This is a genomic window from Asaia prunellae JCM 25354 (assembly GCF_000613885.1).
In the GTDB taxonomy this organism is placed as follows: Bacteria; Pseudomonadota; Alphaproteobacteria; order Acetobacterales; family Acetobacteraceae; genus Asaia; species Asaia prunellae.
Map to the genome: position 1 here is coordinate 66,842 of NZ_BAJV01000006.1, position 20,214 is coordinate 87,055.

Consider the following 20,214-nt stretch of genomic DNA (forward strand, 5'->3'; position numbering starts at 1 on the left):
CATCCATTTCCGAAAAACGATCACGCAGGGATGCGACGTTTCATGGCTGATGGCAAGGGTGGCGAGAGATCGGAGGTATATTAAGTGGGAGGGCTTCTGTTGCCCGGTGCCCTCCCGAACCGCGCTTATCGCTTATGCAGCGACAGCGAGCACCTTTGTGTTATCATTGGCACTTGTGATTTAGCCCGATAACGGTGGTACAATACCGAGCAAAAGATAAGTCTTTACCACGCACGTCGAGCCTGTTTCGTCCCCTGACTTTCCAGAAGGAAAGGATGGTGGAGACGCCGGGCACTGCCCCCGGTCCGTAACGATTATTCCACTTACCGTTTATCGCCATAGCCAAGGGCAAGCCCTCCGGCACTGACGCATATAGGCTCTTGGCCGGCACTTCACAAGAGGGTCTGTGTGCGATGATGAGGGGGAAATCCGGTGCGCAAAAGCGGCGTCTGTGATAAGCTCTGTTCATGCCGCTAACATCAGAACAACGCGCCGAGATCGACGCCTCCCGCCTTGCGCCCTCCCAGACGAGCCGGCCTACCGTGCCGGCGCTTGAGGCGCTTCTTTTCACCCCTATCGAACTGCTCGACCACGGATTTGTCCGTGTTGTTGATTATATGGGCGATGACGGTGCCGTAGTTCAGGCCGCCCGTGTTTCCTATGGCCGTGGTACAAAGAAAGTCTCGGAGGATACCGGGCTGATCCGCTATCTCATGCGGCATCACCATTCGACTCCGTTCGAGATGTGCGAAATCAAGTTCCATGTGAAACTGCCGGTCTTTGTGGCACGTCAATGGATTCGCCACCGCATGGCGAGTGTGAATGAGTATTCGGCACGCTACTCGATTCTGGACCGGGAATTTTATCTCCCGGAGCCGGAGCAGGTCTCCTCGCAGAGCGTTTCAAACCGCCAGGGGCGGGCAGAGGCCCTTGCTCCGGAGAAAGCGGCGGAAGTGCTGGATCTGCTGCGTCAGGATGCAGCGCGCTGCTACGATAATTATGAGATCCTGCTCGACCCGGAAGCCTACGGCCTCGCGCGTGAACTTGCGCGTATGAACCTGACGCTCAACACATATACCCAATGGTACTGGAAGATCGATCTTCATAACCTGCTCAGCTTTCTGAGGCTGCGTGCCGATAGCCATGCGCAATACGAGATCCGGGTCTATGCTGAGGCAATGATCAACGTACTCAGGGCCTGGGTGCCGATCACAGCTGCGGCGTTTGAGGAATATCGTCTGGGTGCTTTCACCTTTTCTGCCGGGATGCTGGCTGTTCTCCGTCGCCAGATTGCTGGAGAAACGGTGACACAGTCTGATTCGGGTCTTACCAAGCGCGAATGGGAAGAAATGCAGGCTATTCTGAAAAAAGGATGAGCATGTGAGTGATCTCCACCGGATCATGAGGGAAGGGGTTCCGGATCCGGAGCCCCGTAAAAAACTGCCCTCCATTTTACCCTGGGGGGTCGTTGCACTTGTTCTGGTCCTGATTTCCCTCGGAATACGACTGTTCTGGCCGCTCCCTGCCTCCAAACCCCTGCCACAATGTACCGAGCACGTGCAGGAGGCATGCATCCGCTCTGTGCAGCAGCCTGCAGCGCCCTGAAACAGGTATGGCGCTTGCGGAGGTGGGGTTACTTCTTCAGTCCCATCCATCCAGGGTGACGCTGCTCGATCCAGAGCAGGAGGCGGCCGCTCCACCGACGCAGAAGCGGGACGTCTTCGGCCAGAAGAAAAAAGCCGAGCGGCAGCATCCACACGCCAAGTACTGGCAGAAATGCCAGACATCCCCCGATTATGAAAAGAATGCCTGCTGGAATGCGTATCCAGCCATGGGACGGAGCCAGCAGCCATTCGGTCGTGCGCTTCAGTCGCGGAGGCAATCGGTCGAGAAGCAGGGCCAGACGACGGCGTCTTTGCAGTTCGTCGGAATCCAGCGTTTCGGGGATATGGATCATGGATCGGGATCCTTGGCCGGGATTGTCGAAAAAGTGAGATGGCTCTGTCGAGCTTATTGGGAAACTCGTCAGAACGTGGCAGGTTTTGACTGCAGGACGGAAATCAATAACTGATTCATCAGAATAGAAAGGCTTCGGCCATGATGTATCCGACATTGGATAGCCTCTATGAAGGTATCAAAATCGGCGCTGTAGGCTTGTCATTCTCGCTACCTACCTATGGCGGCGAGGAACCGGTAAACGCGCCCGAAATCTGGTCTTGGGATGCTGATCGCTATATGGTCGGCACTTGTGCAGCTGATCTCAGTCTTGTGTCACGTGACCAATGGGACAGAGACGCCAGCCTTAAAGGCTGATTCACCGCATCGCGCCTGATTCCGTATCAGAGCCGAACGGATCGGCTCGAGCGACGGGGAGTGAGGGCTCAGGTGTCAGTCAGGAAAATTGCGGTTTCTTCAACGCTGATTGCGATGACCCTCTGCGCCTGTACCCCTGCGCCGCCCTCTCATCCGGATGATATCTGTTCGGTTTTCCACGAAAAACGTGGCTGGTATCATGCGGCATTGCGTAAAGAAAAAAAATGGAATGTCCCGTTTTCGGTGCCAATGGCCATCATGTACCAAGAATCGGGTTTTCACAGTAACCTGCATACCAAGCGAACCTATATTCTGTGGTTCATTCCTTGGGGATACGTAACGACAGCGTACGGATATCCTCAGGCAAAGACTGATATCTGGCAGGATTACCAGAAGGCGACCGATACAAGTGCAAGTCGCGAGAATTTTGCCGATTCACTTGATTTCATCAGCTGGTATGTGACGAATACCAAGAAGCAGGCCAATGTTCCCGTGACGGATGGCACGAGACAATATCTTGCCTATCACGAGGGATGGAGCGGGTATCGCAAACGCTCCTATGCAAGCAAGGGATGGCTGACGACAGTCGCGCGCAAGGTGGGTGCTCGTGCCAATGTCTATGCTGCCCAGTTTTCCAGCTGCGAAAACGACCTGAAAGACAAGGGATTCTGGAGCTGGCTGTTCTGACAGGATCAGTCGGTTCCGGCTGAAGACCATGAACCGTCCTTATCCTGTCGCACAGCATCGGTTTTCCGGTTGAAGTCAGGTATTTTCGACCGTTACAGGCAGGCAGGATTCAGGAAGTTTGCTGGCAAGAAAGGCGGCAAAATCACGAAAAGCCGACCCGCGCGGGTCTGAGCTGCGCCAGACTAGGCCAATCTGACGACTGGCCGGGGCCATGGGGCGCACAACGACCAGTTCTTCCCATTCGGCACGGTTTCTCAGGGCGAGCTGCGGAATGAGAGAATATCCTTCTCCCGCACCGATCATGTGCCAGAGCATTTCGAGACTGGTTGCGAGTCTCTGCTGATCGCGCATCGGCACCATACCGCAGACTGAGAGCGCCTGATCACGCAGGCAATGGCCATCTTCGAGCAGAAGCAGGCCGTTTTCATCGTGATCGCTCGCAAGATCTTCCATCGTCAGTGTCTTGCGCTGAGTCAGGGGATGATTGCGTGGGAACACCGCCATGAAGGGTTCCTCGAACAGGGGGGCGGTCTCAAAACTCTCGCCGGTAACGGGGAGGGCGGCAAAAACGAGATCCAGCTCGTTCTGACGCAGTTTGGAGAGCATGGACTGGGTCAGACTTTCTGTCAGTTGCAGACGTAGTTCAGGATAGGCCCGACGCAACAGGGGTAGCAGGCTTGGCACATAATAGGCCCCAGCGTCGCAATAACACCGATGCGCAGCAATCCTTCAAGCGGCCCGGTTTGCGCGCGCGCTGCTTCTATCATGGCACGCGCCGAGGCCAGAACCTCGCGTCCCATGGCGATCAGTCTAGTGCCATCGGGGGTAGGAGCAACGTGACGACGCGAGCGCTCGAAGAGCGTTACATCCAGCAGCATTTCAAGCTTGCGTACCTGTTCCGACAAGCCTGCCTGGCTGACGCCGCATCGTTCTGCAGCACGGGAGAAATTGCGCAGATCATCGACTGCTACAACATATTCGATATCACGCAGGGATAGGCCTGAAAGAGGAATATAGGTCATGCCCATAGATAAGACCAATTCCTGTAGGAGGGGAAAAAGGTTTTACCGATAACTGCCATTGACAGAAACGATTTCCGTGGCGTTCGTATTCGTGGGACGGTGTCCCTGTTACTAAACACAGATATGCAATTCAGGAGCATATGGCATGCCACGCATCAATTCGTCAGTGAAGCCTTTCGAGACCGACGCTTATCACCAGAGCAAGTTCGTCAAGGTGACAGAAGCTGACATCAAGGGAAAATGGGCTGTTTTCTTCTTCTACCCGGCCGATTTCACCTTCGTTTGCCCCACTGAACTCGAAGATCTCGCTGAAAACTACGAGACCTTTAAGAAGCTTGGTGTTGAAATCTATTCGGTCTCCACGGACAAGCATTTTACGCACAAGGCCTGGCATGACACCTCGCCGGCTATTGGCAAGATCCAGTATGTCATGCTGGCAGATCCGACGGGCACGATCAGCCGTAATTTCGATGTCATGATCGAAGAAGCCGGTATGGCTGATCGCGGTACCTTTCTGGTCGATCCCGAAGGCAAGATCCAGTACATCGAAGTCACATCGGGTGGCGTGGGCCGCTCGGCAGCCGAGCTGATCGAGAAGATCCGTGCAGCCCAGTATGTCGCAGCCCATCCCGGCGAAGTCTGCCCGGCGAAGTGGAAAGAAGGCGAAGCCACACTTTCACCGTCACTTGATCTGATCGGCAAGATCTGAGGTTGTTATGACCCGGCGCTTTGCGTCGGGTCATGCCCGGATATTATTCTTCCGGTCTGATTGCCCAAAGCCTTCCACTCACGCAGTTCTTCGGAAAAGAGCAGGATAACCTGATGTTGCAGGACGCCATCAAGTCACAGCTGATCACCTATCTGGCCAATCTGGCCCATCCGGTGGTGCTCGAAGCCTCTCTCGACAGCAGTGAGAAAGCGCGCGAAATGCGTGACCTCCTGGAAGAAGTTGCTGCCCTTTCCGAAAAACTGTCTTTTACGGTGGATGGTGTCAGTGAGCGCCGTCCCTCTTTTCTGATCCGTCGTGCTGATCAGCGCCATGGTGTAAGTTTTGCTGCCATTCCGATGGGGCACGAGTTTACATCTTTCGTACTCGCCCTACTGCAGGCTGGGGGGCATCCTCCAAAGATTGCGCCCGAAATCGCGGAACAGATCAGTAGGCTGACAGGCGATTTCCGTTTCGAGATTTTTGTTTCTCTTTCCTGTCAGAACTGCCCTGATGTTGTGCAGGCACTGAACGCGATGAGCGTTCTCAACCCTGCGATTGTCGTGACAACCATAGATGGCGCCCTCTTCCAGGAAGAAGTAGCCTCGAAGAATATCATGACGGTGCCTCAGATCTATCTGAATGGCATGGTATTCGGCTCCGGTCGTATGGATGTAGAGCAGATTCTTGCAAAGCTGGATGATGATGCGCCGCGTCGCGCAGCAGAGCGTCTGAAAGACATGCCGGCTTTTGATGTCCTGATTATTGGCAGTGGTCCGGCCGGTGCCTCTGCGGCCATTTATGCTGCTCGCAAGGGGTTGCGTACCGGGCTGGTGGCTGATCGTTTCGGTGGTCAGGTCATGGATACTGCAGGCATCGAGAATTTCATCTCGATCAAGGAGACGGAAGGGCCAAAGCTGTCTGCCCAGCTTGAAGCCCATGTGCGTAGCTACGATGTGGAAATTATCTCCGGTCAACGTGCCAAAGAGCTGTTTCCCACCGTCAAGCCAGGTGGACTGCATGGTGTGGCGCTCGAAAGCGGTGCGATCCTGCATAGCCGCACAGTCATTCTCACCACAGGCGCTCATTGGCGTCAGCTAGGCGTGCCGGGCGAGGAGCAGTATCGTACCAAGGGTGTAGCCTACTGTCCTCATTGTGATGGTCCTTTTTACAAAGGCAAGCGCGTGGCGGTCGCGGGCGGCGGTAATAGCGGTGTCGAGGCCGCAATTGATCTGGCAGGGATCGTTGGCCACGTCACCCTGCTTCAGCGCAGTTCCAGACTGAAGGCCGACAAGGTCCTGCAGGACAAGCTGCTCAGCCTGCCCAACGTCACCGTTCTGACAGAAGCGCTGACGACTCAGATCGAGGGTGATGGCACCAAAGTGAACAGACTGACCTATCGGGGGGGGGATGGCAAGGATCATCATATCGAGCTCGAAGGTGTCTTTGTCCAGATCGGGTTGTTGCCCAATACTGAGTGGTTGCGTGGCACGCTTGCTTTGAATGATTTTGGTGAGATCGAGGTGGATAATCACGGCGCGACTTCGGTGCCGGGTGTGTTCGCTGCAGGCGATGCCACGACGACACCCTACAAGCAGATCGTGATTGCTGTTGGAGAGGGCGCCAGAAGTGCGCTTTCGGCATTTGACTATCTCATCCGTTTGCCTGGCGCCTGATTGCCACCAAGGGAAACGGCTGCAACCTTCGCTTCTCTGCTGCGCTCTCCCACTCCCTAGAGGGAGAGCGTGAGATGACCGAGGGTACAACCACAAATGCAGAGCAGGAAGCGCGTGATCATGCCAAGGCTGCGCGTCTGATCTATGTGGATCGCACCAAGCCGGGTATCACGCGGCACAAAGCCGGGCGCGGCTTTTTCTATCGCGATCCACATGGCGAGCGGATCACGGACGAACCTGTTCTCAAGCGCCTGAAATCGCTCGCTATTCCTCCAGCTTATCGCGATGTTTGGATTTGTGCCAATCCAAGAGGTCACCTGCAGGCTGTCGGCAAAGACAGGCGTGACAGGCTGCAATACCGCTATCACCCCGAATGGCGTCTTGTGCGTGATGAAGACAAATTTGCACGTATGCTGATTTTTGGCGAAAAACTGCCGGAAATCAGACGTCGCGTCGATGAGGATCTGCGTCACCCGCAGCTTGACCGGCAGCGTGTTATTGCGGCGGTCGTGCGTATGATGGAACGCACAATGGCGCGTATCGGGAATGAAAGCTATGCGCGTGAAAATCGCAGTTTTGGTCTGACGACATTGCGCCATCGCCATGCGCGGGTGAAAGGCAGTCAGGTTGCACTGGATTTCAAGGGCAAGCACGGCATTGAGGCCCATCTCACGGTACGGGATCCCCGTTTGGTCAGGGTGATTTCCCGATTGCAGGACCTCCCGGGACAGAAACTCTTTCAGTATGTTGATGAAAGCGGGGAACGTCACGAAATTCATTCTCAGGACGTCAACGCCTATCTTCAGGCAATCACGGGTGAAGACATCACGGCAAAGGATTTCCGCACATGGGCTGCGACCCATCTCGCAGCGCTGACGCTTTCAAGTCTCGAAAAGGGGGATACGAAGGCGCGCGCCAAGAAGAATGTTCTGCGCACGATCGAGCAGGTAGCGGCACGATTGGGCAATACACCCTCCGTCTGTCGCAAATGCTATATTCATCCGCAAATTCTGACGGGCTATCTTGACGGTAGTTTACGTGAGGCCTTTGCCCGGCAGGCCGAGACCATGCTGGAGCAGGAATCGGATACCCATCAACTCAGCGCTGATGAAGCCATCATGGTCGGTTATCTCACGCGGCTTCTGAAGAAAGCCGGCTGATCCCTGACGCTCGAAAGCAACCGGGAGCGCCACCTTGCTTTTTACCTTTCGGCACGGGATGGACAGGAGCACGTGGTATGAATGAACGGATTCTCGGCTCAGCCGGATTCAGGGTTTCGGCATTGGGTCTGGGTTGCATGGGCATGAGCCAGTCCTATGGCGTCGCCGACGAGCAGGAAAGTCTTGCCACGCTCGATTATGCCATTGAGCGTGGGATAACGCTGTTTGATACGGCAGAAGTATACGGTCCCTTCACAAATGAAATCCTGCTGGGAAAGGCGCTCGCTCCTCGTCGCAATCAGGTGCAGATCGCCACGAAATTCGGCTTCAGAATAGAGAATGGCAAATCGAATGGGGTGGATAGTCGACCCTCGCATATTCGCGACGTTGTCGAAGCCTCACTGAGACGCCTGCAAACTGACCGGATTGATCTGCTCTACCAGCATCGCGTTGATCCTGCGGTGCCGATGGCCGAGGTTGCCGGTACGGTTGCGCGCCTTGTGGAGGAAGGAAAGGTTCTGCATTTCGGTCTTTCCGAGGCGGGCGTCACGGCTATAAGAGAAGCCCATGCTGTGCAGCCGGTAACAGCGTTGCAAAGCGAATATTCGCTGTGGGAGCGGAATATAGAAGCCGATATTCTACCCGTTCTCAGAGAACTGAAAATCGGGCTTGTTCCTTTCAGTCCATTGGGACGCGGTTTTCTGACCGGCACGGCACAACCCGCAGAAGCCTATCCAGAGACGGATTTTCGCCATACTGACCCGCGCTTCACGGGGGCTGCTTATAAAGCCAATATGCAGGCGGCTGCCTGTGTGGGAAGAGTGGCCAAACGTCATGGCGCGACATCCGCTCAGATTGCGCTCGCATGGTTGCTTGCAAGGGGGCCGGATATCGTGCCGATCCCTGGTACAAAGCGTCGTCTTTATCTCGAAGAGAACCTTGGTGCTCTTGACGTAGGACTGACCGAAACGGATCTGACCGAGCTCGATAATGCCTTGTCTGCGGAAAAGATCTCTGGTCTGCGGTATAATGAAGGCAACATGGCGTTCGTTAATCGCTGAATAGCTGCATGATTGGCCGTATGGTTACAGCCCATGACTTGCCTGTATTTGCAGGGTATGGGTTTTCCTGTTCGCGGAGAGAAGGCGGACTGATCTCACGAAACGATCTCTGTCGCTTGTGAAGTCAGGCAGGCAGAATGCGAAAACACTCTCTCTGCTGATTGCCAGACTGCCCGCCTCCTTTTTGGCGGTGTCTCCATTGAGGCAGCTTCCGGTGTCAACTTGGTGCCAGAAATGCCGGAAGATACAAAAAAACCCGCCACCTTGCAGTGGCGGGGGCGTCACCTGCTGGCTGACCAGCAGGCTTGGCGAGAGAACCGCTCAGCGTGAGCCGGTATGGTCGCCGTCGCGCATCTGACCTGTCGGTTCCTGGGTATGGGCTTCAAGGAACCAGAGATGCTTGTCCAGAGCACGTGAGGCTTCGGTAAACAGGTCGGCAGTATCTGCGTCACCAGCTTCATCCGTGATATCGATTGCCTCACGGACATTGTTTGCAACCGTTGCGTACCGGTCAATCAGTGCCGAGATATGATCGGCAATCTTGTAGATGTTCGTCGGATAAGGTGTGCAGGACGATTTTTTCGTCACATCCTGGGTCGTGCCATAGGCCGTGCCACCAAGCTGCACGGCGCGTTCTGCAACTTCGTCGACCAGATTGTCTATGCTGCCGCGAAAGCCGTCGAGCATTTCATGAACACCAATGAACTGCGGTCCCTTGAGATTCCAATGAGCCTGCTTGGTGATCAATGCCAGATCAATCAGATCTGCAAGACGCGCATTGAGTGTTTCGATCGAAACGGTTTTTGCATTTGATTTCAGAGCATTCTGCGTAGTGTGCATCGCGTTTTTCGTTGTCATGGTTTCACCCTTACGATTTGACTATCGGACATTCGCACAAAGCGATGACGACTGAACGTGAAAGATATGGATCGGTTTCGCGTCCGGACAAGGAAAGAAATATGGTCCACACACCAGACACATGTCGGAGGCTCTGCAGGTAAGTCCACATCCTGTCCCGATTTTCATTCGATTGGCTTCTCGGATTTTTGAATAGCTTGTGATACAGTGTGACCCAGGGTTCAGGGTCCTGATCTGACCTCCGTGCGGCCAGCTTGAGGCTGTATTTCAGGCCATTGATGATGAAAACCGGTGATAATTGTCTTGTCAGGACAGCTTTCTGGTGCGCCGGGTCGGACAAGACCAGAAATTGTGACAAAAGAAGGCGCCACATATCACGCCACTATTTTATGCCCGTGCCTCTTCGTATTGATGCTGAGCTGAGGTAAGGGCTGACATTGTCTCGGGGATGGCGATGAGATCGATGGGTGCGCCCTGATTCAGATATACAATCTAGAGAGAATGGCTGAGGGTGGCATGAGCGGCTTGAGATCTGGCGATCTGGCTCGGTCGATGCGTGACATACGCATCATATTTTTTAGTCTGGGCCTGGGTGCCTTTGCGATTGGTACGGCAGAATTTGCCGCCATGAGCCTCGTACCCATGATCGCCCATACCTTTGGCGTGAGTGATCCTGAAGCAGGTCATGCCATCGTGCTGTATGCGGCCGGGGTGTGCATCGGGGCGCCGACCATTGCCCTGTTCAGTGCCGGGATAAGCCGTCGTACCATGCTGATCAGCATGATGCTGCTTTATACGCTCGGTAACGGGCTGAGCGCGATTGCCCCCAATTACCTGCTGTTTCTGGTCTGCCGTTTTGTCAGCGGCCTCCCGCATGGCGCGTATTTCGGTATTGCCAGCATTCTGGCCTCGTCACTGGTGCCACCCAATAAACGGTCACAGGCAGTTGGGCGGGTCATTCTTGGCCTGACAATTGCAACAATCGGTGGTGTGCCTCTGGCCAATGGTATTGGTCAGCTTGTCGGCTGGCGTTGGGCATTTGGTCTGATTGCAACGCTTGCGCTTTGCACGGCCCTGCTGATCGTGCTCTTCGCCCCCAAGGATGCGCCCCGGAAGGATGCCAGTATTCTCAATGAATTCACGGCACTGAAAATCAGGCAGGTCTGGCTGACACTTGCCATTGGTGCGGTCGGTTTTGGCAGCGTATTCTGTGTCTATACCTATCTTGCCTCGATCATGATCAATGTCACCCGGGTACCGGAATCCTATGTGCCGATCATGCTGGCTGTTTTTGGTGTCGGCATGACAATTGGTACACTGGTTTGTGCCTGGCTGGCTGACCATAAAATGATGCCAACCCTGGCCGGTGTGCTTCTGATGGGCGCAGCGGCATGGCGGGCTTCCCCGAGGCAGCCCATAAATTCATTCCGCTGGCCATCAATGTTTTCATGATTGGCGCAAGCGGGGGGCTGGCGACTGTTGTACAGGCACGTCTGCTGACGGTTGCAGTCGGGGCGGAAGGGCTTGCAGCAGCGCTTAATCAGAGTGCCTTCAATATCGCGAATGCCGTAGGGCCCTGGCTTGGTGGTCTGGCTATCTCGGCGGGGCTCGGCTGGACCTCTGTTGGCTGGGTAGGTCTTGCGCTTTCTCTCGGAGGCTTCGGTATCTATATTCTCAGCATTGCCGATGAGTTCCGAAACAAAAGGAACGATGCTCCACGCGGGTAAGGGGAGGGGGCCTGACGCCCCCTTTTTTTATGTGCGTTGTGGATCGACGAGGTCAAAGAAGGGCTGGAGATCGACAGTAAAGAAGCGTGGATAGGCGGGGTCACGCTCATAAAGGGCATGTCCGGACCAGCGCTTCTGCATAACCTGTCCTTCCTCGAAAAAACGGGCCTCTTGTTCCGGAACATCGTCAGAACCGCGAGACACGCTTTCATGATGCGCAGCTACGGCTTCTGCGCAGTAAATAATGCGGTAGCCAGCGGAGCGGATCCTGAGGCAGAGATCGACGTCATTATAGGCGATCCTGAGATGCTCTTCGTCAAAACATCCGACCTCGTTGAAAACCTCGCGTCGGACGAGCATGCAGGCAGCAGTTACGGCGGTCACTTCATGGCTGAGCAGAATACGTCCGATATAGCCATAATCTTCCGGACCGCAGCCACGATGCGCGTGGGCGCCTACGCCGGCAGGGCCTACAACGACACCTGCATGCTGAATGGTCTGGTTGGGGTAAAGCAGCCGCGCCCCGACCGCTGCCACACGACTATTGGCCAGCGCCTCGTTCATCATCAGTCTGAGCCAGTTTCTCTGTTCGACGAAGACGTCGTTATTGAGAAAAAGCAGATAGTCTGACTTGCAGGTCTGGGCGGCAATATTGTTCAGTCTGGAATAGTTGAACGGCTCTTCAACGGTAATAAATCGCACCTTCTTCAGCTTGCTGAAGCTCTCAATGAATTCCTTAGCCTGAGGTGTGACCGACCAGTTATCGATCAGGACAATCTCGAAATTTGCATAATTCGTATGTTCTATGAGGGCTTCGACACAGCGTCGGGTGATATCGATCTGATCCTTGAAAGGAATGATGATGGAAACAGAAGGCGTTTCGCTCAGACGCCAGTCCACGCGATACAGCGTCAACCCGTTTATGGATGAGACATGAGCCTCGTATCCAAGGCGTGAGAGGTGATCGGATACGGCTTTTACCCCGGCAGCAATGGCATAATTCTTGTTGCCAACGGTCACTGCCGTTGAGTTGGGGGTCATGCGCCAGTGATAGAGAAGCTCCGGGACATGCGCGATCTTGTCATGTGGCACGATTTCGCAGGCACGCAGAATGAAATCATGATCCTGGGCTCCGTCATATTCGGCACGCAGAGAACCGATCTCGTGCATCAGAGCAGTATCTATCATCGTGAGATGACAGATATAATTGCAGCCAAGCAGGTATCGGTAGTTGAAGTCCGGCTTGAAGTTGGGGGACTGCCAGTTATTGGCCTGATCGACCTTGTCCTCGTCCGAATAGAGCAGCTGGGCACCGGTTTCCTGTACCTTGCGCATCATGGTTTCCAGGGCTACGTCGACCAGCATGTCATCGTGATCGAAAAAGATCGTGTACTGGCCTTTCGCGGCCTTCATGCCCTCATTGGTCGCGCCGGAAATACCCCGGTTCTTTTCCAGAGGCAGAATGCGGATGCGGCTGTCTTTTGCAGCATAATCCTGCATCAGCGCGGTAGTCTGCGGGCATACCATGCCATCATCGATCAGGATGAGTTCCCAGTTGCGCCAGCTCTGGTTGAGCACCGAGTTGATGGCTGTCACATAGTCGGCCTTGAGGGGCTTGTAGGTCGGGCAGAGGATGCTGATAAGGGGCTCTTCGGTGATCGGATTTTTGATGCGCAGCATGGCAGTACGCTCTCGCAAAGCCGTGTAATAGAGCGAAGCCCAGCGATCATAATTGCCCAGATTATACCCGGCTTGCGGAATGGCGCTGCGTATTTCGGTACGCAGCTTCGTCAGTTCCCGATGCAGCCTGTCGATGGTTTCTGCGATATCCAGTAGTCGTGTTTCAAGCGCATCATCGGCGATCGAACTGGTAAAAGGGCTTCCCATGAGCTCTTCACCTTCAGGCAGAACCCTGACAGAAAAGCTGCGTGGTGAAGAGCCACGAAAGCGTTGCGGAATGGGGATATCGAAACCGCAATTCGGATTGCAGCCCACTGCGGCGGCGACATCACCACGATAGCGATCGGCCCTGACCTGGGCCATCAGAATGCCATTGGCCTGAACCGATACCACACAATCGCCTCGCCATTCTGCCTCGCCCGGCATTTTCTGCAGCACCCAACCCTTGAGCGACCCCTGTTTGATCCCGTCGACACAGCTCGTATATTCCGGTCGACGCTCTATGGTAAAAGGGTAGTCTCCCTTCTTTCCCTGTGCGTCATTCTGATCCGCATTGATAAGGACGGTTCGATCGGGAAACCGCACCGAGAGAACATGTTCTTTTCCATCTATGAATTGCGCGGGAATGGAGAGCGAGAATCCCAGTCGGTCGTGGGGTGTTTTCAGGGCATTCTGGACGTCGCTGCGTGGCTGGTCAGCCAGGATCTGGGCAATTTCCTGCCCGTCAACGAGAATATGCAGACGCACTGGCGTGTTGGAAGCAAGCCTGTTGACGGCCCATCCGGTCAATGTTTCTTTCTGGAGGCCGTCGCAATAACCGATGAAGGGGCTGTTGGCCTGAGTAGCACGCATAATCTGTCCTTCATAGTAATCGGTCTGTAAGTCGTTACTTCTACAGATGCCGCAGTTCCGTTCCCGTGGCTAGATAAATGCTAGAGTTCTATCCCCGGAGGGATTTTCAATGACAGTATTGCCCAGGATACGGGTGCTGATGATGCAGCGCGACGAGGGTATAAAACTCATGGCATGGCTGTCCTATTACGGTCAGCTCTTTGGCTTTGAAAACCTGACAATTCTCGATAACGGTTCGAAAGACCCTTTTACCCTGCATCTGCTTGCTCACGCTGTGCGTTGCGGCGTGACTGTGCGGCGTGACCTGGCTGATTTAGCTGATTTTCATGGCAAGGGATTACACTTTGCCGCCCAGTTTCGGGCATGGGATAACGGTGCGCCATACGATTTTGCCTTGCCAGTTGATTGCGATGAATTTCTTGTTGTTCTGGACGATGAGGGCATTTCAACTGACCGAATTTGCATTATGAGAGAATTCGCTTACCACACGGGAGAGAAGCGTGCTTTTCGCATTGGCTGTTCTCTCTTCAATATTCCGGAAAGACCGGGATGGTTTGCGCTTGATACAGAATTCATCAAGGGATTTCTTCCCGCCGGAAGTGTCGATGTGATCGACAACGGTCAGCATAACCCGTCTTCGTGCCTGGCGCCGGGATACGCATTGACCCGCTTTTCCTATCTGCACTGGCATAATCACGATTTCGCCGAAATGCAGCGTCGCACCAAAGTGAAGCTGACCAATTCCCTCATCGACCCGGATGATCGTGAGGCGCTGAAGCGATACGCTATAACGCCCAATCTCCCGGGGCGACATCTCGTTGATATCCTGCTTGAAGACGAGGCCCATTACCTCTCCCGCTATGAGGGTATGCTTCATCTTTTTCTGCCTTGGGCACGGGCGGCTTCATCCCTGCCTGTTCATCTTGAAAATGCTCCGATCCTGCTGAGTGACGGTCAGATGGCGCGGCCTTGGTCAGGTCTGGCCTATGAAAGCCGTTATGACGATGTGAGGGGCTGGGCACCGGGGCCACTGATGCATTTCCTGCTTTACGGATGGTTAGAAGGGCGACAGTTTTGATAGTGTCATGAAATATTCATGGCGTCTGATCCGACAGGCTTGTTGTCTCATCGTGGCGAGGAAGCTACACGACAGATTGACACGTGGTGTCATGTGACCTGTTTACTTCTTGTCTGAGCCAGGACGTACCGACCGAATGACTAGCGCTGCCGCTCCGCGGACCCAGCCTGCACCAATACAGGAAGCCCGGAAATTGCCGTTCTGGAAGGGTGACCGTCTCTTTCGGTTCCTTGTCAGTGCGTGTGCATTACTGGTGCTGGTGTCGCTCGGTGGTCTTGTTCTCACCATGGCATTCGGTGGCAGCAAGGCCTTCAGCACTTTCGGTCCTTCTTTCGTCTTTCGCAATATCTGGAATCCTGTCACCAATCAGTACGGGGCGCTTGCTCCGGTTTTCGGTACGATCGGCTCGACCCTGATTGCCGTTCTGATCGGTGTGCCGCTGGCCTTCGGTGCAGCGTTCTGGCTGACCAATATTGCGCCTCCCATGGTGGCCGGGATTGTTGGCACAGCAGTGCAGTTGCTGGCAGCCGTACCGTCGATCATTTTCGGCATGTGGGGCTTTTTCATCGTTGTGCCCTTTATGGCGCAGCATGTGCAGCCTTTTTTCCGTCATCATTTTGGTCACGTGCCTGGCATCCGCTGGCTGGTTCACGGGGCACCGTTCGGATACGGCCTTCTGACGGGAGGGATTGTTCTGGCAGTCATGATCACGCCTTTCGTGACAGCGGTCATGCGTGATGTCTTTGCCGTAATGCCTCCCATGCTCAAGGAGAGTGCCTATGGGCTGGGCGCCACGCGCTGGGAGGTCATGCGACGTGTGATCGTTCCCTGGTCTCGGGCCGGCATGATCGGAGGTGTGGTACTCGGTATGGGACGCGCGCTTGGTGAGACCATGGCCGTGACCTTTGTAATCGGTAACGCCAATACGATTGGCTGGTCACTTTTCGCCCCCCGCAACACGGTGGCGTCGCTGGTTGCCCTTGAATTTCCCGAGAGTGCTGCAGGCAGCCTCAAGCTTTCCTCCCTTCTCGCTCTGGGTTTCATTCTGATGCTTCTTTCCTTCACGACGCTTGCCATTGCGCGTTGGCTGCTGCGGGAGAAAAAAGCATGAGCAAGACGATGGGAGAGGGGTGGCGCAAGGATCCTCGTGCCACACAACGTCTCGTGATGGATCGTCTGGCAACAGTCATGAGTTTTGTGGCAACGGCTGTGCTGGTTCTGGCTCTGGCCTCCATATTATGGACGTTGCTGTGGAACGGCTTTGCAGGTCTTTCCATCGCTGCCCTTCTGCATCCCATGGGGCCGCCCGGCAGTAACGGTGGTCTGGCCAATGCCATTCTGGGCAGTGTGATCCAGACCGGAGTTGCTCTTATTCTGGCGACACCTGTCGGGCTTGGTTGCGGTATCTACCTGTCTGAATTCGGAAATGGCTCGAAGTTTGCGACATCGGTGCGTTTCGTATCCGATGTGCTGCTTTCGGCACCTTCCATCCTGATTGGCCTGTTCGTGTATCTCGTTCTTGTGGCACCGTTCGGGCATTTCTCCGGTCTTGCAGGCTCTGTCGCCCTCGCCATTCTCGCCGTGCCCATCATCGTGCGCACGACAGAGGACATGCTGCGTCTTGTTCCTGTTGCGATGCGTGAGGCTGGATCGGCACTTGGCGCCGCACACTGGCGTGTCGTGCTGTTTCTCTGCCTGCGCTCGGCATTGCCTGGCGTGCTGACAGGTATCCTGCTCGCACTTGCACGCGTCAGCGGCGAGACGGCGCCTCTGCTCTTTACATCGCTGGGCAATCAGAACTGGTCTTTCAGTCTCGACAAGCCCATGGCGAGTCTACCGATTGCCATCTACCAATATGCCGGTGCGTCCTATGACGACTGGGTGCGCCTTGCCTGGACAGGGGCGCTGCTGGTTACTTTGGGTGTGCTGAGTATCAATATCATTGTGCGGTTCGGCTTCCGCAGCAAACAGTCATAAGCAAGAGGACGTTACGCTCATGAGCGAAGCCCTGCATGATCCTTCTTTGATGTCACAGAGTACGGCCTTGCCCGAGGCGGCCCTCGCTGTACGCGACCTCGACTTCTACTATGGCGAGAAACAGGCGCTCAAATCCATCACCATGGATTTCCGCAAGCAAAGTGTAACGGCTATGATTGGCCCCTCTGGCTGTGGCAAGTCGACCTTGCTGCGTATCTTCAACCGCATGTATGATCTCTATCCTGGCCAGAAGGCCACAGGATCGGTGTTGTTTGATGGCGCCAATATTCTTGACCCCGCGCTTGACCTCAATATGTTGCGCTCACGTATCGGCATGGTCTTCCAGAAGCCAACACCATTTCCCATGTCGATTTATGACAATATCGCCTTTGGTGTGCGCTTGCATGAAAAGCTGTCCCGTTCGGCAATGGACGCGCGTGTAGAGGATGTTCTGACCCGCGTAGCCCTCTGGAAAGAAGTTCGCGATCGCCTCAAGGAGCCTGCGGCAGGTATGTCCGGTGGCCAGCAGCAGCGTCTGTGCATTGCGCGGAGTATTGCGACCAAGCCGGAGGTCCTGCTTCTGGATGAGCCGACTTCGGCACTCGATCCGATCTCGACGGCGCGTATCGAGGAGCTTCTTGACGAGCTCAAGCAGGATTTCACGATTGCCATCGTGACGCATAACATGCAGCAGGCTGCGCGCTGTGCGGATCAGGTTGCGTTTTTCTATCTTGGTTCCCTGATCGAGATGGACAGTGCCGACAGGATGTTCACCAACCCGCGCCAGAAACAGACGCAGGATTATATTACCGGGCGCTTCGGTTAAGTTTTCCCCAAGCGGGTAGGAACAAGATATCATGCCAACGGACAGCCTTCACACCGTCAAGAGCTACGAACAGGAACTGGACCGGATGCGCGCCATGATGGCGCGTATGGGCGGTATTGTCGAAAGTCAGGTCGCACAGGCTGTCGCCGCCGTGACCGAGCATGATGAAGATGCTGCCCAGGCAGCGCCTGCGCAGGATCCGCAAGTCGATATGCTTGAGCGTGATGTCGAAGCGCTGGCTATTCGGCTTCTTGCCTTGCGCAGCCCGATGGCAGGCGATTTGCGTGAGATCGTGGCCGCGCTCAAGATCACAGGTGATCTTGAGCGTATCGGCGATTATGCTGCCTCCATCGCCCGTCGCAGCCAGCGTTTCGATCTGGCTGATCGTCAGATCTCTCTCTCCGGCCTGCGCAGCATGGGGCGGCTGGTGCAGGAAAATTTGCGTCGGGTTATCGATGCCGTTACCCAGCAGGATGCTGACCGCGCAACCGAAGTCTGGCAGGCTGACCGTGAGGTGGATGAGTACTACACGGCCATGTTCCGCGAGTTGGTTACCTATATGATGGAAGACCCGCGTAATATCAGCCCCTGCACCCACCTGCTTTTTATTGCCAAGAATTTCGAACGTATCGGTGATCATACAACCAACATTGCCGAGCGCGTCTATTATGCTGTGACAGGTGAAAATCTGCCAGCCGTGCGCCCTCGTGGCGGTCTTACAGCCGGGGATGATCTGGTTTCACGATGAGTGGTTTGCTTGTGAAGATCGTTGTCGTTGAGGATGATCCCTCTCTTCAGTTGATGATCCGCTATAATCTCGACAAGCTGGGCTATGATGTCTCGGCATTTCCCGAGGCCGAACTGGCATGGGAGCATATCTCTCGCGCTCGACCGGATGCTGTGGTGCTCGACTGGATGTTGCCCGGCATGTCAGGACTTGATCTGTGCAGACGCATCAGAGGGACAGCCAGTCTGCATGATCTGCCCGTTCTGATGCTGACGGCGCGGGCTGACGAGCAGGACAGTATCCGTGGCCTTGATAGCGGAGCGGATGATTATATTGCCAAGCCGTGCAGCATAGAGGCTCTTGATGCGCGTCTGCGTGCCTTGTTGAGGCGCACCCAGCCGGTCAAGCAGAACGTGCTGAATTTCGCTGATTTGCAGCTCGATCTGACAACTCACCGCGCCGAACGAAACGGTCGTTCCCTTACTCTGGGTCCGACTGAGTTTCGTTTGCTGGAATTTCTGATGCGCCACCCCAGACGTGTCTTTTCGCGTGAGGATCTGCTTCAGAAGGTCTGGGGCTCGAATGTCCATGTCGAGCTCAGAACCATCGACGTCCATATCCGTCGCTTGCGTCGTGCGCTCAATCTGGACGAAGAGATGGATTATGTGCGTACTGTGCGTTCGGCCGGTTATGCGCTTGATGATCAGGCCTGAGGAAGCGCAGCTCTGACCTTCGCTCTCTTTGCGCTGCTGGCGCTTGCTTTGCTGGGTTGGGGCTTCTCCTGGCGCGCCTGGCATAGGCGTTCAGGCCAGGCGCAGTCTGCTTCTTCCCTGACATCCCAGCCACTGTCAGGAGAAGGGCCGAAAGCCTCGGCATTCTGCGACCTCCTGCCCATTCCTGCGGTCCTTCTTGATCGTGGGGGGCGTATCTATCACGCCAATCGTGTTGCGCATTCGACTTTCGGTGACGCTCTGGGTGCGGTGATCCGTCATCCTGCTGTGCAATCGGTTCTGACAACATTGACGCCGGAAACCGGGGTTGTAACCCGGGTTGAGCTTGATGTCCCGGTGCGGCGCATTGTGCAGGTCACTTTCCGTAAATGGTCTGAACGGTTTGCCAGTGATATCGGGTGGACGGAGGGCGTTCTTGCCGTGCTCGATGATTGCTCCGAAGTCGAGGTGGTAGATCGGATGCGTGCTGATTTCGTGGCCTATGCAAGCCATGAATTACGTACGCCTTTAGCTTCCCTGATCGGCTTTATCGAAACCCTTCAGGGGCCAGCCTCTGACGATCCGGCCGCACAACAGCAGTTTCTGGCTATCATGGCTGCTCAGGCGGCCCGGATGGAGCGGTTGATCGAGCGTCTGCTTTATCTCTCCCGGGTCCAGCGTCTTGAGCATATGCGTCCCAGCGAGATGGTGGCAGCCCAGGACATCATGGATCGCGTGCTTGAAGACAGTCAGATTCTCATACGGTCATCTGAAGCCCGTCTGATCATCATGCCCACGGATGAGGATCTGTTCTTTCCGGCCGATGAAGACCAGATTGTGCAGGTATTGCTCAATCTGGTCGAAAATGCGCTCAAATATGCAGGTCCGAAGATCGAGATAAGGGTCGGGATCACTGCGGATAATGGCAAGGGCGTCGAGATTACGGTTGCCGATAATGGCCGCGGTGTGGAGACGCAGCATGTGCCTCGTCTGACAGAGCGTTTCTATCGTGTCGAAGGACGGGTGACCGCCTCGCAAAGCGGCACGGGTCTGGGGCTGGCGATTGTAAAACATATCGTTGATCGCATGGTGGGCGCCTTCGGATTGAAAGCGCACCGGGCAAGGGGATGACCTGTCGTATCTGGTTGCCCAGG

General features: G+C 55.2%; 20 protein-coding genes, 1 other RNA gene and 1 pseudogene. 17 read left to right on the top strand and 5 right to left on the bottom strand.

Annotated elements, in window-relative coordinates:
* Window positions 1-83 precede the first annotated feature (83 nt).
* Window positions 84-402: a transfer-messenger RNA gene (gene ssrA, locus JCM25354_RS20625) on the bottom strand.
* A gap of 65 nt (window positions 403-467) precedes the next feature.
* On the opposite strand from ssrA, the gene thyX reads away from it, so the two are divergent.
* Window positions 468-1,376: an FAD-dependent thymidylate synthase gene (gene thyX / locus JCM25354_RS06305; RefSeq protein ID WP_025885387.1), complete on the top strand. Its 909-nt coding sequence runs from the start codon at window positions 468-470 to the stop codon at window positions 1,374-1,376.
* 4 nt (window positions 1,377-1,380) lie between these two features.
* Window positions 1,381-1,605 carry a hypothetical protein gene (locus JCM25354_RS21025; protein WP_148301419.1) on the top strand — a complete coding sequence of 75 codons (225 nt, stop codon included), beginning with the start codon at window positions 1,381-1,383 and terminating at the stop codon, window positions 1,603-1,605.
* A 28-nt stretch (window positions 1,606-1,633) separates the two neighbouring features.
* Here the strand turns inward: JCM25354_RS21025 and JCM25354_RS06310 are convergent, their stop codons facing one another.
* Window positions 1,634-1,957 (bottom strand): hypothetical protein, encoded by a 324-nt coding sequence (locus JCM25354_RS06310; RefSeq protein WP_025885388.1) that lies wholly within the window; start codon window positions 1,955-1,957, stop codon window positions 1,634-1,636.
* Between the two features lie 140 nt (window positions 1,958-2,097).
* Between JCM25354_RS06310 and JCM25354_RS06315 the strand changes: the two genes are divergently transcribed.
* The gene (locus JCM25354_RS06315; RefSeq protein WP_025885389.1) at window positions 2,098-2,313 is read left to right on the top strand and encodes a hypothetical protein; all 216 of its coding nucleotides are present in this window, start codon (window positions 2,098-2,100) and stop codon (window positions 2,311-2,313) included.
* 72 nt (window positions 2,314-2,385) lie between these two features.
* Window positions 2,386-3,000, top strand: coding sequence for a transglycosylase SLT domain-containing protein (locus tag JCM25354_RS06320; RefSeq protein ID WP_025885390.1), 615 nt, complete (start codon window positions 2,386-2,388; stop codon window positions 2,998-3,000).
* Between the two features lie 75 nt (window positions 3,001-3,075).
* On the opposite strand, the pseudogene JCM25354_RS17155 reads toward JCM25354_RS06320, so the two are convergent.
* Window positions 3,076-4,022, bottom strand: a pseudogene (locus JCM25354_RS17155) (hydrogen peroxide-inducible genes activator).
* A 145-nt stretch (window positions 4,023-4,167) separates the two neighbouring features.
* Between JCM25354_RS17155 and ahpC the strand changes: the two are divergent.
* From ahpC to JCM25354_RS06345, 4 genes are all read left to right on the top strand, one after another.
* Window positions 4,168-4,731 carry an alkyl hydroperoxide reductase subunit C gene (ahpC, locus tag JCM25354_RS06330; RefSeq protein ID WP_025885391.1) on the top strand — a complete coding sequence of 188 codons (564 nt, stop codon included), beginning with the start codon at window positions 4,168-4,170 and terminating at the stop codon, window positions 4,729-4,731.
* Window positions 4,732-4,844: 113 nt separating this feature from the next.
* On the top strand, window positions 4,845-6,404 hold the full coding sequence (ahpF, locus tag JCM25354_RS06335; protein ID WP_025885392.1) for an alkyl hydroperoxide reductase subunit F: 1,560 nt from the start codon (window positions 4,845-4,847) through the stop codon (window positions 6,402-6,404).
* Between the two features lie 74 nt (window positions 6,405-6,478).
* Window positions 6,479-7,564 carry a DNA topoisomerase IB gene (locus JCM25354_RS06340; protein ID WP_025885393.1) on the top strand — a complete coding sequence of 362 codons (1,086 nt, stop codon included), beginning with the start codon at window positions 6,479-6,481 and terminating at the stop codon, window positions 7,562-7,564.
* A gap of 77 nt (window positions 7,565-7,641) precedes the next feature.
* Window positions 7,642-8,625 (top strand): aldo/keto reductase, encoded by a 984-nt coding sequence (locus tag JCM25354_RS06345; RefSeq protein ID WP_025885394.1) that lies wholly within the window; start codon window positions 7,642-7,644, stop codon window positions 8,623-8,625.
* A 321-nt stretch (window positions 8,626-8,946) separates the two neighbouring features.
* On the opposite strand, the gene dps is transcribed toward JCM25354_RS06345, so the two are convergent.
* Window positions 8,947-9,483 carry a DNA starvation/stationary phase protection protein Dps gene (gene dps, locus JCM25354_RS06350; RefSeq protein ID WP_025885395.1) on the bottom strand — a complete coding sequence of 179 codons (537 nt, stop codon included), beginning with the start codon at window positions 9,481-9,483 and terminating at the stop codon, window positions 8,947-8,949.
* Window positions 9,484-9,999: 516 nt separating this feature from the next.
* On the opposite strand from dps, the gene JCM25354_RS17160 reads away from it, so the two are divergent.
* On the top strand, window positions 10,000-10,935 hold the full coding sequence (locus JCM25354_RS17160; RefSeq protein WP_243443940.1) for an MFS transporter: 936 nt from the start codon (window positions 10,000-10,002) through the stop codon (window positions 10,933-10,935).
* A complete protein-coding gene (locus JCM25354_RS22325; protein ID WP_243443941.1) occupies window positions 10,875-11,210 on the top strand; it encodes a hypothetical protein in 336 nt (111 codons plus the stop codon). The genes JCM25354_RS17160 and JCM25354_RS22325 overlap by 61 nt, the downstream gene beginning before the upstream one ends.
* 27 nt (window positions 11,211-11,237) lie before the next feature.
* Here JCM25354_RS22325 and JCM25354_RS06365 read toward each other — a convergent pair whose 3' ends face one another.
* The gene (locus JCM25354_RS06365) at window positions 11,238-13,742 is read right to left on the bottom strand and encodes a glycosyltransferase family 2 protein (RefSeq protein WP_025885397.1); all 2,505 of its coding nucleotides are present in this window, start codon (window positions 13,740-13,742) and stop codon (window positions 11,238-11,240) included.
* A 109-nt stretch (window positions 13,743-13,851) separates the two neighbouring features.
* On the opposite strand from JCM25354_RS06365, the gene JCM25354_RS06370 reads away from it, so the two are divergent.
* The 7 genes from JCM25354_RS06370 (at window position 13,852) to JCM25354_RS17170 (ending at window position 20,191) form a co-directional block, all read left to right on the top strand.
* A complete protein-coding gene (locus tag JCM25354_RS06370) occupies window positions 13,852-14,820 on the top strand; it encodes a glycosyltransferase family 2 protein (protein ID WP_084294653.1) in 969 nt (322 codons plus the stop codon).
* Window positions 14,821-14,956: 136 nt separating this feature from the next.
* The gene (gene pstC, locus JCM25354_RS06375) at window positions 14,957-15,931 is read left to right on the top strand and encodes a phosphate ABC transporter permease subunit PstC (RefSeq protein ID WP_025885399.1); all 975 of its coding nucleotides are present in this window, start codon (window positions 14,957-14,959) and stop codon (window positions 15,929-15,931) included.
* Window positions 15,928-16,797 (top strand): phosphate ABC transporter permease PstA, encoded by an 870-nt coding sequence (pstA, locus tag JCM25354_RS06380; protein ID WP_025885400.1) that lies wholly within the window; start codon window positions 15,928-15,930, stop codon window positions 16,795-16,797. Before pstC ends, pstA begins: the two co-directional genes overlap by 4 nt.
* Before the next feature lie 19 nt (window positions 16,798-16,816).
* Window positions 16,817-17,623, top strand: coding sequence for a phosphate ABC transporter ATP-binding protein PstB (gene pstB, locus JCM25354_RS06385; protein ID WP_408734978.1), 807 nt, complete (start codon window positions 16,817-16,819; stop codon window positions 17,621-17,623).
* A 31-nt stretch (window positions 17,624-17,654) separates the two neighbouring features.
* On the top strand, window positions 17,655-18,371 hold the full coding sequence (gene phoU / locus JCM25354_RS06390; RefSeq protein WP_025885402.1) for a phosphate signaling complex protein PhoU: 717 nt from the start codon (window positions 17,655-17,657) through the stop codon (window positions 18,369-18,371).
* Window positions 18,368-19,063, top strand: coding sequence for a phosphate regulon transcriptional regulator PhoB (phoB, locus tag JCM25354_RS17165; protein ID WP_035446905.1), 696 nt, complete (start codon window positions 18,368-18,370; stop codon window positions 19,061-19,063). Before phoU ends, phoB begins: the two co-directional genes overlap by 4 nt.
* 48 nt (window positions 19,064-19,111) lie before the next feature.
* Window positions 19,112-20,191 (top strand): sensor histidine kinase, encoded by a 1,080-nt coding sequence (locus JCM25354_RS17170; RefSeq protein ID WP_051537262.1) that lies wholly within the window; start codon window positions 19,112-19,114, stop codon window positions 20,189-20,191.
* Window positions 20,192-20,214: the final 23 nt, after the last annotated feature.

Coding starts and splice junctions, on each gene's coding strand:
- JCM25354_RS06345 (WP_025885394.1), top strand. CDS start 7,642: ATGAATGAACGGATTCTCGGCTCAGCCGGATTCAGGGTTTCGGCATTG.
- phoB (WP_035446905.1), top strand. CDS start 18,368: ATGAGTGGTTTGCTTGTGAAGATCGTTGTCGTTGAGGATGATCCCTCT.
- JCM25354_RS06310 (WP_025885388.1), bottom strand. CDS start 1,957: ATGATCCATATCCCCGAAACGCTGGATTCCGACGAACTGCAAAGACGC.
- pstA (WP_025885400.1), top strand. CDS start 15,928: ATGAGCAAGACGATGGGAGAGGGGTGGCGCAAGGATCCTCGTGCCACA.
- thyX (WP_025885387.1), top strand. CDS start 468: ATGCCGCTAACATCAGAACAACGCGCCGAGATCGACGCCTCCCGCCTT.
- ahpF (WP_025885392.1), top strand. CDS start 4,845: ATGTTGCAGGACGCCATCAAGTCACAGCTGATCACCTATCTGGCCAAT.
- dps (WP_025885395.1), bottom strand. CDS start 9,483: ATGACAACGAAAAACGCGATGCACACTACGCAGAATGCTCTGAAATCA.
- JCM25354_RS22325 (WP_243443941.1), top strand. CDS start 10,875: ATGGCGGGCTTCCCCGAGGCAGCCCATAAATTCATTCCGCTGGCCATC.
- JCM25354_RS06340 (WP_025885393.1), top strand. CDS start 6,479: ATGACCGAGGGTACAACCACAAATGCAGAGCAGGAAGCGCGTGATCAT.
- pstC (WP_025885399.1), top strand. CDS start 14,957: ATGACTAGCGCTGCCGCTCCGCGGACCCAGCCTGCACCAATACAGGAA.
- ahpC (WP_025885391.1), top strand. CDS start 4,168: ATGCCACGCATCAATTCGTCAGTGAAGCCTTTCGAGACCGACGCTTAT.
- phoU (WP_025885402.1), top strand. CDS start 17,655: ATGCCAACGGACAGCCTTCACACCGTCAAGAGCTACGAACAGGAACTG.
- JCM25354_RS06370 (WP_084294653.1), top strand. CDS start 13,852: ATGACAGTATTGCCCAGGATACGGGTGCTGATGATGCAGCGCGACGAG.
- JCM25354_RS06315 (WP_025885389.1), top strand. CDS start 2,098: ATGATGTATCCGACATTGGATAGCCTCTATGAAGGTATCAAAATCGGC.
- JCM25354_RS17160 (WP_243443940.1), top strand. CDS start 10,000: ATGAGCGGCTTGAGATCTGGCGATCTGGCTCGGTCGATGCGTGACATA.
- JCM25354_RS06365 (WP_025885397.1), bottom strand. CDS start 13,742: ATGCGTGCTACTCAGGCCAACAGCCCCTTCATCGGTTATTGCGACGGC.
- pstB (WP_408734978.1), top strand. CDS start 16,817: ATGAGCGAAGCCCTGCATGATCCTTCTTTGATGTCACAGAGTACGGCC.